Genomic DNA, 14219 nt, shown 5'->3' with positions numbered 1-14219 from the left:
GATATGAAAAATTATATAAATAAGACATTACTAGCAATCGGATTAGCAGCAGGACTAAGTTCTTGTTCAGATTTTGAAGAGATTAATGAAGATCCTTTTGCAGCCAATGAAGAGCAGGTGCAGGTAGCGTATTTTTTGAATAATGCTATAACTGGAGCTCAGCAAAATCCTCACGTGGCAGAACGCGCATTTGTTTTGTATTGGAAAGCTGCTTCAAGACAGGATAGAACTAACACTTTGCCGGTAGGTAGTGCTAGTGATGGGTGGTCTAACGATTATTTTAATGCGGTATCTGGTTGGTTAAACCATGTGAATACTGGTATTGATATTGCTCATAAGCAAATTGAGGAAGGAAATATTAAGGAATATAGCGAGAATGTTTTGCAAATTTCCAGAATTTGGCGAGTATATCTTATGAGTGAGATGAGCGATAATTTTGGGCCTATTCCAATTGAAGCTTTTCAAGAGGTAAATCCAGAATTTGCAAGTACTAAAGATGTATATTATTATATGCTTGCAGAATTGAAGGATGCAACGGCAAAATTAGATACAGAGTTGTCTGAAAAACCAGATGATGGCTTGGATCCTGCTTTTGGATTCGATTATGATAAGTGGAATAAATATGCGAATTCCATGCGTATGCGTTTAGCTATGCGTTTATCTGAAGTAGACCCTAGCATGGCTCAAAAGGAATTTGAAGAAGCTGCTTCAAATGAGTTTATTCTAAATATGGATGAAGCATTTGCTGTTCAGGAAAAAGGTGGATGGGACGACTTTACCGCACCGATGTCCAGACAGTGGAACGCACAATATCTTTCAGCAACTTTAAATGATTTATTTATTGGGCTTGGTGGAATAGAAAGTACCTCGGTTTTGGGAGAGTCTTTTGCTCCTTATGTAAAGGATAAAGACTATGCAGGTTTGCTTTATGATGAACATTTTGCAACAAAAACCAATGCCCCAAAGGCTGGCTTTTGGTTTGACGGATTGTATAAAGAGATAGATCCGAGAGCTTATAAAGCCTTCGGGATTCCAGGTGATTTTGATGATTCAGAATTTACATTTTATCCAACCTGGACAAGTGATGCCAGAAATACTAAAAGACCTTTAGTAGATGATGCTGGAGAAGTATTAGACTCAATAGATGCTTCTTTTACCTGGAATGCATCTGTTCCGGGAAGTTGGGGTAAAAAAGGAGCCAAAAACTTTTTGTACTCTTATATAGGCACTATTCCAAGAATGAAATTGCCTTTTAGAGATGGAAGTAAGAAAAGAATTTTCTTTGCTCCCTGGGAATCTTATTTTCTGGTAGCTGAAGCTGCTGAAAAAGGTTGGAATACTCCAATGGACGGTAAAACAGCCTATGAAGAAGGAATAAAAGCTAATTTTGTATATTGGGGGCTCTCTAGTATGGTTAATGAGTATCTTTCATCTGAGGAGTATAATAACGCCGGTACTTCTGTAAGTTGGGATCATACTTCAGAACCGCCACAAACTCATAAAATGCGATATAAAAATGGTTATACCGGAGCAGAATCTACTGTTGATATTAAGTATCCTAATAATCATCTATATAAAGACGGTCAGGTTAAAAACGATCATCTAACTAAGATTATAACACAAAAATATATTGCTCACTTTCCATATTTACCATTAGAGGCATGGAGCGATCACAGAAGGTTGGGATTACCATTCTTTCCGAATCCCGCAGTAGAAAACCCACTTCCAGATCATCCAAATTTAAATCAGAGTAATTATATGGAAGTTCATCAGGATTTCTTCCCACAACGTTTAAAGTACCCTTCTGGATTGCGTAATAGCGATAGTGAAGGTTATCAGCAGGCAGTGAATTTCTTAAATGGAGGTGATGATGTGTTTACACCGCTATGGTGGGCACAATCAGAATAATTAAAATGCTTTAATTAATTCTTACTTTTCTAAATTCTAGAAATAAGTAAAGTGTAGAAGGGGTGTCGATGTTAATCGACACCCCTTCTTGTTTTACATAGTTTTTGTTGTGCCTTTATTCTTTAGTCAATGCATGTGTATATTACTGGAATGTCTAGTTTGAGTGATTTTTTTAGGTTATAAATAAAAAATATTACGAAAACCTAAATGAATACAATAAAAAATTAATATTTTCAGCGTGGAAAGTTGAAAGTTTTGCTTCAACTCGCAATACTTCAATAGGATTAGTTGGTAATTACAAGTATATCTCTAAAATTCAACACTAATAACTTAGGAATTGAATGGGGGTGCCTGGTAAATTACCTTAGGGAAACTCACGGAGAGGCTAGCCAACTCGAAGTATGTAAATTCGATTATCTAATAAATAACAAATCTTAACTTGAATAAAATGTCGTTTCAAATAAAAAAGCAACCAAAACAATATGATGTTTGTATAGTAGGATCGGGAGCTGGTGGTGGTATGGCTGCAAAACTACTGGCAGATGCAGGTTTTAAAATAGCATTGCTGGAAGCCGGCCCAGATTTTGACCCTGCCAATAACGAACAACGTACCCAACTTAGATGGCCCTGGGAGTCGCCCCGAAGAGGAGCTGGTAGTACCAGGCCTTTTGGTGATTTTGATATGGCTTATGGTGGTTGGGAATTAGAAGGCGAACCCTATACCCAAAATAATAACACCGAATTTTCCTGGTTTCGCTCCAGGATGCTAGGTGGGAGAACCAACCATTGGGGGCGTATTTCCTTGCGTTTTGGTCCTTTAGATTTTAAAAGAAAAGATTTTGATGGCAAAGGCGATAATTGGCCCATAGGTTATGAAGATGTGAAACCTTATTATGATAAAGTTGATAAGTTAATAGGAGTATTTGGTACTAAAGAAAACCTTCCAAACGAACCAGACGGGTTCTTTTTACCCCCTCCAAAACCAAGACTTCACGAGTTGTATATTAAAAAAGGTGCTACAAAAGCCGGTATCCCTATGATTCCCTCACGTTTGTCTATACTTACCAAGCCTGTGAATAAGGAAAGAGGAGCCTGTTTTTTTTGTAACCAATGTTCAAGATCCTGTATGGCATACGCCGATTTTTCATCATCATCAGTGCTTGTAAAACCGGCTACAGAGACAGGAAATGTAGATTTGTATGTTAATGCTATGGTACGAGAAGTATTGACCAACGGCGAGGGGGAAGCTACCGGGGTTTCTTATATAAATAAAGAAGATTTAAAAGATTACGAAATTAAAGCTAAAGTGGTAATATTAGCTGCCAGTGCTTGTAGCTCTGCCCGAATTCTACTTAATTCCAAATCTTCTCAACATCCTAATGGTCTTGCTAACTCCAGTGAAGTAGTAGGGAAATATTTGCATGATTCTACAGGTTCTTCACGAGGAGGTTTTATTCCTAAATTAATGGACCGGGAACGCTATAACGAAGATGGAGTGGGGGGTATGCACCTTTATACTCCCTGGTGGCTTAATGACAGTAAGCATCTTGGTTTTACCCGTGGCTATCATATAGAATATTGGGGAGGAATGAGTATGCCGGCCTATGGATTTGGGTTTAACACACAAGCTTTACAAGAAGTGATTGGAGATACTTCACGAAACGCTTATGGCACCGGATTAAAAAGAGATGTGAAAAAGTTTTATGGAGCCACCTTTGGAATGGCAGGAAGAGGTGAAAGTATTCCCAGAAAAGACAATTATTGTGAAATAGATGTAAATACGGTAGATAAATTTGGAATCCCTGTTTTAAAATTCAACTATAATTGGTCTGATGAAGAAATAAAACAGGCTGCACACATGCAAGATACTTTTGAAGAGGTGATGCATAATATGGGGGCCATTCCTTTGGGTGACAAGCCCGGAAAAGACTCAAATTACGGGCTGGAAAAACCCGGTAAAATTATTCATGAAGTAGGAACTACCAGAATGGGCGACGATCCGGGAAGTTCGGTTGTAAATAAATTTAACCAGGCTCATGATGTTCCCAATTTGTTTATTATGGATGGCGGGCCCTTTGTTTCCCAGGCCGATAAAAACCCCACATGGACTATCCTGGCCCTGGCCTGGCGTGCTACAGATTATTTGATTGAAGAACTTAAAAAAGGAAATGTTTAAAGAGATAAATTATGGATAGAAGGGAATCTTTAAGGACATTGGTAATGGGAGGAATGGCTTCAGGCCTTTTTCTTACCAGCTGTGTGAGCGATAAAAAATCACCTGTTGAAGAAGGTGATGTACTAGAGGAAAGGGAAAACTACGGGAGAACACCCGAAGAAATAGAAAGGGATGAAGAATTAATGTCTGAAACTTTTTTTACAAAGGAAGAAATGGCAATGATTGCAAGCCTGGCAGATATAATTATACCTGAAGATGAAGAATCGGTCTCTGCTACTGAAGCGGGAGTGCCGGAGTTTATAGAATTTATTGTAAAAGATATCCCAGAGCACCAGTTACCCATGCGAGGAGGTTTAATGTGGCTTAACCGGGAAAGCAGTAAGCAGTTTGATAGGTCTTTTGTTGAAGTTTCAAAAGAGAATCAGTTAAAAATTATCGATCAAATTGCATATCCTCAGGATTTTGAAAAGACATCACCGGGGCCAACTTTCTTCCGAAGAATTAAAAACTTAGTGGTTACCGGCTACTTTACCAGTGAGCCGGGCTTTAAATACCTTGATTATCGTGGGAATACCCCTAATGTTTGGGACGGTGTTCCCGAGCACGTTCTTAAAAAACACGGGATGCAGTACGATCTAGACTTATTGAAACATGCTATGGATCCTAGCACCAGAAACGAAGTGATGAACTGGGATGATTACCAGGTTTAATAGCTGTTAATTTTTAAGGATTTGAATGTAGTAAGGCACTGGTTTTTCTTAAAGAAGGCTAGTGCTTTTAAATTTAGCAATTATTTTTTCTAAAAATGTTTAAATACTACGCTTTAAGTATTCTGAAGGGGTTAAGCCAATAGTTTTTTTAAAAATTCTATTGTAATAAGATAAACTATTAAACCCCGATGCAAAACAAGATTTGGAAATTGAATAGTTGCTATGTACTTCTTTTAATAATTTACAGGAATAATTTATACGTAGCTCGTTAAGATAGGTGATAAAAGATTTTCCGGTATGTTGTTTAAAAAATCTGCAAAATGCTGTTTTATTCATACCGGCTATGCCTGCAATTTTTTCAAGACTAATATCCTCTTTAAAATTCAACATTAAAAACTCCATGACCTCGCTTAATCGTTGATCTGATACTTGATGATGATTTAACCAGTTTACACTTCCTAAATAAGTATTATTAGAATGAACAGAAAGCGAATAAAAAACCTGAAGTATGTTTATTGCTTGTAATGGCACAGGCAGCTCTCGCAATTGAAAAAGTAGGTTTTCAATTTTATTCTTTTTAAAACTGTGAAAGGTGGCCCCTCTTTCGCTTAAGTTGTGAATAAGCCTTATATATTGAAATTCTTCTTTATTGCTTTCAATAGCCTCAAAAAACGACTGATTTAAATGAAGAACATAGGCTTCAGAAAAATTTTTAGAAGAACTTTGAAACATATGTGGAATATTCTTTCCTATTAAAAACAGATTCCCTTCCTCAAAGGTTCCAATAAAATCCCCCGCAAAGAGGGTACCCTTTCCTTGTTTTATGTATACCAGTTCAATTTCGGGATGATAATGCCATAAGCGTAGAAACTGTCGCTCTTTATGATGGCTAAACTCGAAGTTACTTTTTAAATTTTTATGAAGAAAATGAAGTTTCATTTTTTAAAAGTTTAAGACAAGACTATACGGTAATTTTCAAATTTATTAAATAAATGCTTCAAATGAGCAAATATTGTACAATAGAATGCAAATTAATGTGAAAGAAATAAGCAGGAATAAGTATAATTTTGGTAGGGTGTTTCTTTTTGTTTAGGGCAAAGTTGCTTAAAGTTTTAGTAAAAGTGCTTTAACCCTTATCAAACTTAGTGCTTTTTTTAGTAAAAATTTTTTAAAAGCCCTTGGTCTTTAATTCTTTAGTTGGGAAGTGATGTTAATTAAAAGCAGTCTGAAAATTTGAAGAAATACGATTGTTATTATCTTATTTAAAATTTGTTATGAATAGAATTCTATCATTGTTTTTGTTTTTTGTCTTTGTAAGCCTTACTGCCCAGGAGCGGGAGGGGAACATTGTAGAGTATTTTGGAAAAGAAAAGGTTGAAGATGTGCACGAAGGAGAAGTGCTTCATATTTTTACAGAAGCTCTTATTTATAAAGAACAACAACTTCCAAAAGACACCGAGGCTGTAGAGTATGATCCTCTTTTCGCAAAATTTATAGGTAAAGCCAAAAGCGGAATAAAAGAGGGAAAGTCTACCGGTAAAAATTATCGCGGAGAACCCATAAGATGGGAAGAAGTTCAAGTAAATGAAAATAGTGAATTTCAGGATCCCGGTTTAAGAGACGGTTATTTGTATTTAGAGTACGATGCAGATGCAGAGGAGATAGTTTTATTAGATGCATCTGGACATACCAGTGTGTTGGTTAATGGGTTTCCTCATGAGGGGGATTATTATGATTTTGGTTGGAATTTAATTCCTCTTAAATTAAAGAAGGGGAAGAATGAGTTTATCCTTTCTTCAGGTCGTTTTTCCCGAATGCGTGCAAGGCTTATAAAACCCAAAAAAGAGCTTCAATTTACGCAGCGGGATATGACTTTGCCCGAAATCTTAATACAGCAAAAAGAAAATTTCCCTGCAGCAATTAGGATAGCAAATACAAGTGAGAAAAATATAGAAAATGTAAAGGTAGTAGCCCGTGTAGCCAATGCTGTTGCTGAAACAGCTATTTCAGCACTACCGGCATTACATGTTAGAAAAGTACCTTTTGAAATTCCTTCTGCCAATATCCCTAAAGGAAAAAAAGAAGTGCAAGTAGTGTTAGAGCTTGTAAATGCTAACAGGAAAATATTAGATGTACATACTTTATCACTTCCGGTAAAATCAAAATACGAACATCATAAAAAAACCTTTGTGAGCAACATTGATGGTAGTGTACAGTATTATAGTATGGCACCTTCTTTAGATACTGTTAGTGAAAACCAGGCTATGTTCTTTTCTTTGCATGGAGCTTCGGTAGAAGCTGTTAATCAGGCTAATGCTTATCAGCAAAAAGATTGGGGGCATATTGTGGCACCTACCAATAGAAGGCCGTTTGGTTTTGCCTGGGAAGATTGGGGGCGTTTAGATGCTCTTGAAGTTCTTGCGCATTCAGAAAATGAATGGAAAACCGATGCCACGCATACTTATTTAACCGGTCACTCCATGGGGGGGCACGGTACATGGTATTTAGGTGCAACTTATCCCGATAAATTTGCGGCCATTGCGCCGGCAGCAGGCTATCCTGATCTATTGTTGTATCGTGAAAGCTTTAAACGGCGAATTACCGATAATCCACAGCTGCTTCAGGAAAGGTTTAAAATGGGAGTAGAGGAATTTAATAAAAGAACGGCCGTTCAATTAAATTCAAAAAAAGAGGAAGACCTAAGTGCAATGATTAAAAGGGCCGGAAACACCAGCCGTACTTTAAAATTAATAGAGAATTATCTAAACTTTGGTATCTATGTGCTGCACGGCGAGGTAGATTCAGTTGTTCCAACATTTATAGCGAGAGATATGCGCGAGCGTTTAGGTACTTTTCATAATGACTTTGTTTATTATGAATATCCCAACGGTACTCATTGGTATGGTAACCACAGTATGGATTGGCCGTTAATATTTGACTTTTTTAAGGCGCACGATAAAAAAACCGATGAGAACCAAAATGATTTTTCATTTAAAACGGCTTCTCCTGGGGTTTCAGAAAAAGCACATTACATAAAAATCCTTCAACAAGAGCGTCCTTTTGAAATTAGTAATATTTCAGTAGAAAAGGATAGTACTTTACTTCAGATTTTTACGGAAAACGTAAAAACTATTGAAGTTGACTTTTCAGAGTTTTCTGTAAAACCAGATTCTATAGTTATAGATAAGGTTCGTATTGCCGTAAATAAAGAGCTGAAGTCTTTGGTGATGAAAAAAATGAAATCTAACTGGGAAGTGACTAAAAAGCCTGGTTACCAGGAAAAAGGCCCGCATAGGTATGGCGGCTTTAAAGATGCCTTTAAAAATAAGCCTGTTTTGGTTTATGCAACCCAGGGAAGTGACAGGGAAAATAAATGGTATTATCACCGTGCAAAATTTGATGCCGAGAAATTTTATTACCGTGCCAATGGAGACCTAACTTTGGTAGCCGATACAGAATTCAATCCGGAAGATTACCCAGATCAAAATATAATCTTATATGGAAACAGCGTTAACCATGCAAGTTGGAAATCTATGCTCAAAGATTCACCTATTCAGGTTTCTAAAGGGGAAATGACTGTAGATGGAAAAACTTTGAAAGGAAAAGATCTGGGAGCATATTTTATATACCCCAGAAAAGATAGTGATTTGGCAAGTATAGGGGTAATTACCGCTACCGGCGAGCAAGGAATGAAAGCTGCCTGGGGCAACGATTATTTGTTAAATGGTACGTTTTATCCGGACTTTATGATTTTTAAAGATACGATGATGCATGAAGGACTTCCCGGGATAAAAGCTGCCGGCTTTTTTGATAATTCCTGGCGTATTGAAGTAGACGATGTGATATGGAACGAGTAAACCAACCATTAAAGTAATTACTTATAAAACAACGCAAAAGCTAAGAACTTGAATAAAATTTTAAAAATAAGCGAACAGGATAATGTTGGTGTAGCCTTGTGCAATTTAGTTTCTGGTGAAATTATAGAGCTTTCGGGAGCACAAATTGAAGTATCACAAAATATAGAGATTAAACATAAAATTGCCCTGCAGCAGTTTAGTCCCGGAGATATTATTGTTATGTATGGTGTTCCTGTAGGAGAAGTGGTTTTGCCAATTGGCCGTGGAGATGCTTTAACTATTGAAAATATAAAACACCGTGCAGCCGATTATAAATATGAGGGCACAACTTACAATTATAATTCGCCAGATATCACCTCCCTTAAGAACAAAACTTTTATGGGCTACCATAGAGAGGATGGCCAGGTTGGCACTGCTAATTACTGGTTATTTGTACCGCTGGTTTTTTGTCAAAATAGGAATTTAAAGGTATTAAAAGAGGCCTTTGAAACCGAGTTGGGTTATAAGCAGGAAAACCCATATAAATTGCAATTGAGGCAAATGCTCTCTGGAGACTCTGATGCAGTAGCTAATGCTGAAGTCATTAATGAGCAAGTCTTTAAGAATGTAGACGGAATTAAATTCCTTGCTCACGAAGGTGGTTGTGGGGGTACACGGGATGATGCCCAGGCATTGGTGAATTTACTTGCAGGCTATATTAAAAACCCCAATGTAGCAGGTGCAACGGTATTGAGTTTAGGTTGCCAACACGCCCAAATGAGTTTACTGGAAGAAGCACTGGTTAAACTGAACCCACAGAAGCCGGTTCTTTATTTTGAACAACAGCAGTTTTCTTCAGAAAAAGATATGTTACAGGAAATAGTTTCCAAAACCTATCCCGAGCTGGAAAAAGCTAACAGCATGGAGAGAAAATCTGCAGGTTTGGATAAACTCAATATCGGTTTGGAATGTGGCGGATCTGATGGATTTTCAGGCATTACCGCCAATCCATTAATTGGTTATATAGCCGATAAAATTACGGCTGTAGGCGGCCGCGCTATGCTCTCTGAGTTTCCGGAATTATGTGGGGTAGAGCAAGATTTGATAGATCGTTGCCAAAATAGGGAAATGGCAGATAAGTTTATAAATTTAATGGAAACTTATAATACCCAGGCGCAAAAAGTAGGGTCGGGCTTCGATATGAATCCTTCCCCTGGTAATATAAAAGATGGCTTAATAACCGATGCAATTAAATCGGCAGGTGCAGCGACCAAGGCAGGTAGATCGCCAATAAGTGGAATCCTTGATTATACAGAATATCCCGTAAAAAGCGGTTTACATTTACTGTGTACTCCCGGGAACGATGTAGAATCTACCACGGGGTTAGCCGGATCTGGAGCAAATTTAATCCTATTTTCAACTGGGTTGGGTACCCCTACAGGAAACCCAGTTTGTCCTGTTGTTAAAATATCTTCAAACTCTGCTTTGCCAAAGAAGATGAAGGATATTATTGATTTTGATGCGGGGAAGTTAATTTCAGAAGAAGCAGATTTAGAAAATTTATCAGAAGATCTCTTAAATCTAATTATTGAAATAGCCAGTGGAAAAACATTAACCTGTGCCCACAAGTTGGGACAGGACGATTTTATTCCCTGGAAAAGAGGGGTTTCATTATAACACTTAATCTATACCTATGAAAAAAGCAACTTTGGTTATTTTAATGTTAATACATTTTGCAGTGTTTTCACAGGGAGATGAAGACTATATTCCCGCAAAAGAAAATTTAGAAGCCCGACAATGGTTTCAGGATGCCAAATTTGGGATGTTTATTCACTGGGGGGTATATAGTGTTCTAGGAGATGGAGAATGGGTAATGAACAATCAGAATATTTCGAAAGAAAATTATGAGAAGTTGCCTGGTTTTTTCAACCCTATAGATTTTGATGCCAAAAAATGGGTGGAGATGGCTAAGAATTCAGGTGTGAAATACATTACAGTAACCACGCGCCATCACGATGGCTTTTCTATGTTTAACACCGGGGCCTCACCTTATAATATTGTAGAGGCTACGCCATTTGGCCGGGATGTAATAAAAGAGCTTGCAGAAGCTTGTAGGGCCAACGATATAAAACTTTTTTTCTATTATTCCCTGTTAGACTGGCATCATAAAGATTATTACCCATTAGGAAGAACAGGCAATGGAATTGCAGATAAAAATACCAGCGGTAATTGGGACCAGTATATAGCGTTTATGAAACAGCAATTAACCGAGTTGCTTACAAATTATGGTGAAATTGGAGGGATTTGGTTTGATGGGCATTGGGACAAGAAAGATGCCAACTGGCATTATCAGGAAATTTATGAATTAATCCATAAACTACAACCTCAAGCTTTAATAGGAAACAATCATCATATAGCACCTTTAAAAGGTGAGGATTTTCAAATGTTTGAAAGGGATTTGCCTGGTTATAATACCACGGGTTTTGGAACAGCTAAAGAAAATATAGGGGAACTACCTAAGGAAATTTGTGAAACAATTAATGGTTCCTGGGGATTTAACCTGCAGGATTCTAAGCATAAGTCTAAAAAAGAACTGGTTCGTTATTTAATCAAATCGGCAGGTTTTGGTAGTAACCTTTTACTCAATGTTGGGCCTATGCCTAATGGCGAGATTCAAAAAGAACATCAGGAGTCGTTTTTAGAAATTGGAGATTGGCTCCAAACTTACGGCGAAGCAATTTATGGAACCAGGCAGGGGCCGTTAGCCCCCCGGGAGAATGTGGTATCTACCCTTAAAGATAATGAAGTGTTTTTATGGCTTTTGGGCGATAAGGATACCTATTTTATTGAAGGCTTTTTTCCAAAAACAAAAAAAATGGTTCATTGGAAGGACGGATCTACAATAAATTTTGAAAAGACAAAATTCGGAACTTTTATAGAGATCCCGGAGGCTAAGAAAAATAACATAGCAACATTGGTGAGTTATAAAATACAAAATGAATAAGTAAAATAATATGGGTCATAGTTTAAAAGGAAAGTCGAGTATAATTACAGGTGGAGGAAGCGGTATAGGCAAGGCAATTTCAATGGAATTTGCGAATGCCGGTGCTAATGTGTTTATCCTGGATTATAATGAAGAGACGGCAAAAAATACGGTAGAAGAAATTACTTCAGCCGGAGGTAAGGCAAGGTTTTTTGCTTGTGATGTAACCAAAAAAGAACAAGTTGATAAAATAATTACTGAGATTACCGGTGAATCTTCAATTGATATTTTGGTAAACAATGCGGGGATTGCCCACGTGGGTAATGTAGAGAATACAAATGAAGAGGATTTAGATAGAATTTACGAAGTTAATATCAAGGGTGTTTTTAACTGTTTAAAGTCGGTTATCCCCTATATGAAGTCGGCAAAAAATGGATGTATAATTAATATGGCGAGTATTGCTTCTGTAGTTGGTATTCAGGACCGTTTTGCCTATTCCATGTCTAAAGGCGCGGTACTTACCATGACCTATTCTATTGCCAAAGATTATATAGACTATGGTATACGCTGTAATAGTATTGCACCAGCCAGGGTACATACCCCGTTTGTAGATGGTTTTATTGCCAAAAACTACCCCGGGCAAGAGGAAGAGATGTTTGAAAAACTCTCCAAAACACAACCTATAGGCCGTATGGGAAGTACTAAAGAGGTGGCAAAGCTTGCCCTTTACCTGGCTTCAGACGATGCAGCATTTACAACAGGAACCAATTTTCCAATAGACGGAGGTTTTATAAAATTACAAGGATAATAAATAATAGATATGAAAAAAGTAATAATAGCTCTTAGTATTTTAATAGGCTTGCAGGGATATGCACAATCTCCCGAAGAAAAAGCTATAAAAGAGCATGGCTATCCAGAATGGTTTAAGGAAGCAAAACTGGGTATTTTTATTCATTGGGGCTTGTATTCAGTACCGGCTTATGGAGGTAAAGAATCTTATGCCGAATGGTTTTTAAGAGGAATGCAAACCAACGATAGTTTACGTAACGCTTTTGTAGATGAGCATTACGGAACTAATTTCACTTATAAAGATTTTGCCGGAGAATTTAAAGCAGAACTCTTTGATCCCGAAGAATGGGCTGAAATTTTTAAAGAGGCCGGTGCTAAATATGTGGTATTGGTTTCTAAACATCACGATGGCTATACCTTATGGCCAAGTAAATTTAACCGAAACTGGAATAGTGTAGATACCGGCCCAAAACGTGATATTGTAGGAGAATTAACAGAAGCCGTTAGGGACGAGGACCTTAAAATGGGATTATATTATTCTCTAGCCGAATGGAACCATCCTTTACACCGCTGGTATACAGATCCGCACGATAGTATTGGACGATATGTTGAAGAATATATGGTGCCGCAGTTTAAAGAATTGGTAAAGGAATATAAACCTACTTTGATTTTTTCTGATGGCGAATGGTATAATACAGCCGAACAATGGCAAGCTCCACAGCTAATAAATTGGTATTACGAAACAGTAGGAAAAGATGCTATAGTGAATAATCGTTGGGGCCATGGCCTTGATGTTGGTTTTTTAACCCCGGAATATAGTTCAGGAATTGTAGAAACCGAAAGACCCTGGGCAGAGGTAAGAGGAATTGGCCGTAGTTTTGGCTTAAACCGAAATGAAAATTTAGAGGCCTACGGAACCGGAAAGGAACTCATTGAAAGGTTTGTACAAACCGTTGCCAATGGTGGCGGAATGATCTTGAATGTTGGCCCAAGGGCCGATGGGCAAATTCCTATGATTCAACAGGAACGTTTAAAACAGTTGGGAACCTGGTTGGATATTAATGGAGAAGCTATTTATGGTGCTGAAGCCTATTCAAAAACGGGAGAAGAAAAAGAAGTTAGTTTACAAAGGGTAGATAGTGTAATTAACTTTAACTGGGTAAGAAATTCACCTATAAAAGGAATACGCGAAGACGATTTCCAGGCAACCTGGGAAGGCTTTATTGTAGCGCCAAAAACAGGGAAATATACTTTTGAAATTGAGGTAGATGACGAAGCTATGGTGCAAATTGATGGCAAAACCATTATTAATAGTAATTATACAGCACCCGATAATGAAGCTGAGGTTATGGGAGCCAATACCGGGACTTCAGATAAAGGCACAATTCGTTTAAAGGCCAACGAGCGCACTCCAATTAAAATTAATTACCGCGAGAAAAAGCAAAACGCCAAGATTAAATTGTTTTGGAGCACGGCTAACTCTGAAAAGGAACTAGTTCCTTCACAGGCATTTTTTATTGATAAAAATGGGGAGGAGAAAGGTTTACAAGCGCAATTCACTTCTTTAAAAACCTATTTAAGTTATACAAAGAATAACGATGCTTTATACGCTATAAGTTATGAATGGCCAGATGATGAGTTAGCATTGGAAATAGACAAACCTGCTAAGGATACAAAAGTTCATTTGTTGGGCTTGGATAGGGAATTACCCTGGACATACAGTAACAATACATTAATTATAGATACATCAGGTATTAAATATGGGGAGTTACCCGGTCACGATGCCTGGACTTTTAAAATTCAGTAAAAAATAGATT

The 14219-nt window shown here is 37.5% G+C and carries 9 protein-coding genes; 8 read left to right on the top strand and 1 reads right to left on the bottom strand.

Features of this window, described 5'->3' with window-relative positions:
* The first annotated feature begins 3 nt into the window (after positions 1 to 3).
* The 3 genes from I6U49_RS12605 (at position 4) to I6U49_RS12595 (ending at position 4794) form a co-directional block, all read left to right on the top strand.
* Positions 4 to 1908 (top strand): SusD/RagB family nutrient-binding outer membrane lipoprotein, encoded by a 1905-nt coding sequence (locus tag I6U49_RS12605; RefSeq protein ID WP_198629071.1) that lies wholly within the window; start codon positions 4 to 6, stop codon positions 1906 to 1908.
* A gap of 448 nt (positions 1909 to 2356) precedes the next feature.
* A complete protein-coding gene (locus I6U49_RS12600) occupies positions 2357 to 4084 on the top strand; it encodes a GMC family oxidoreductase (RefSeq protein ID WP_198629070.1) in 1728 nt (575 codons plus the stop codon).
* Positions 4085 to 4095: 11 nt separating this feature from the next.
* The gene (locus I6U49_RS12595; protein ID WP_198629069.1) at positions 4096 to 4794 is read left to right on the top strand and encodes a gluconate 2-dehydrogenase subunit 3 family protein; all 699 of its coding nucleotides are present in this window, start codon (positions 4096 to 4098) and stop codon (positions 4792 to 4794) included.
* A 99-nt stretch (positions 4795 to 4893) separates the two neighbouring features.
* On the opposite strand, the gene I6U49_RS12590 is transcribed toward I6U49_RS12595, so the two are convergent.
* Positions 4894 to 5733: an AraC family transcriptional regulator gene (locus tag I6U49_RS12590; protein WP_193710700.1), complete on the bottom strand. Its 840-nt coding sequence runs from the start codon at positions 5731 to 5733 to the stop codon at positions 4894 to 4896.
* Positions 5734 to 6068: 335 nt separating this feature from the next.
* Between I6U49_RS12590 and I6U49_RS12585 the strand changes: the two genes are divergently transcribed.
* The 5 genes from I6U49_RS12585 to I6U49_RS12565 are packed head-to-tail and all read left to right on the top strand — an operon-like array spanning position 6069 to position 14209.
* Positions 6069 to 8651, top strand: a complete 2583-nt coding sequence (locus I6U49_RS12585; protein ID WP_198629068.1) for an alpha/beta hydrolase-fold protein — start codon at positions 6069 to 6071, stop codon at positions 8649 to 8651.
* A gap of 48 nt (positions 8652 to 8699) precedes the next feature.
* Positions 8700 to 10307: a UxaA family hydrolase gene (locus I6U49_RS12580; protein WP_198629067.1), complete on the top strand. Its 1608-nt coding sequence runs from the start codon at positions 8700 to 8702 to the stop codon at positions 10305 to 10307.
* Positions 10308 to 10323: 16 nt separating this feature from the next.
* On the top strand, positions 10324 to 11634 hold the full coding sequence (locus I6U49_RS12575) for an alpha-L-fucosidase (RefSeq protein WP_198629066.1): 1311 nt from the start codon (positions 10324 to 10326) through the stop codon (positions 11632 to 11634).
* 10 nt (positions 11635 to 11644) lie between these two features.
* Positions 11645 to 12421, top strand: a complete 777-nt coding sequence (locus I6U49_RS12570; RefSeq protein WP_193710704.1) for an SDR family NAD(P)-dependent oxidoreductase — start codon at positions 11645 to 11647, stop codon at positions 12419 to 12421.
* A 12-nt stretch (positions 12422 to 12433) separates the two neighbouring features.
* The gene (locus I6U49_RS12565) at positions 12434 to 14209 is read left to right on the top strand and encodes an alpha-L-fucosidase (RefSeq protein ID WP_198629065.1); all 1776 of its coding nucleotides are present in this window, start codon (positions 12434 to 12436) and stop codon (positions 14207 to 14209) included.
* Positions 14210 to 14219 lie beyond the last annotated feature (10 nt).

Source organism: Salegentibacter maritimus, from assembly GCF_016236915.1.
In the GTDB taxonomy this organism is placed as follows: domain Bacteria; phylum Bacteroidota; class Bacteroidia; order Flavobacteriales; family Flavobacteriaceae; genus Salegentibacter; species Salegentibacter maritimus.
The sequence above is the reverse complement of the archived record's forward strand: the minus strand, read 5'-3'. Positions and strand labels throughout refer to the sequence as shown.

What these genes read in the sequence shown, in the direction of transcription:
- I6U49_RS12605 (WP_198629071.1), top strand. Translation starts at nt 4, where the DNA reads ATGAAAAATTATATAAATAAGACATTACTAGCAATCGGATTAGCAGCA.
- I6U49_RS12600 (WP_198629070.1), top strand. Translation starts at nt 2,357, where the DNA reads ATGTCGTTTCAAATAAAAAAGCAACCAAAACAATATGATGTTTGTATA.
- I6U49_RS12595 (WP_198629069.1), top strand. Translation starts at nt 4,096, where the DNA reads ATGGATAGAAGGGAATCTTTAAGGACATTGGTAATGGGAGGAATGGCT.
- I6U49_RS12590 (WP_193710700.1), bottom strand. Translation starts at nt 5,733, where the DNA reads ATGAAACTTCATTTTCTTCATAAAAATTTAAAAAGTAACTTCGAGTTT.
- I6U49_RS12585 (WP_198629068.1), top strand. Translation starts at nt 6,069, where the DNA reads ATGAATAGAATTCTATCATTGTTTTTGTTTTTTGTCTTTGTAAGCCTT.
- I6U49_RS12575 (WP_198629066.1), top strand. Translation starts at nt 10,324, where the DNA reads ATGAAAAAAGCAACTTTGGTTATTTTAATGTTAATACATTTTGCAGTG.
- I6U49_RS12570 (WP_193710704.1), top strand. Translation starts at nt 11,645, where the DNA reads ATGGGTCATAGTTTAAAAGGAAAGTCGAGTATAATTACAGGTGGAGGA.
- I6U49_RS12565 (WP_198629065.1), top strand. Translation starts at nt 12,434, where the DNA reads ATGAAAAAAGTAATAATAGCTCTTAGTATTTTAATAGGCTTGCAGGGA.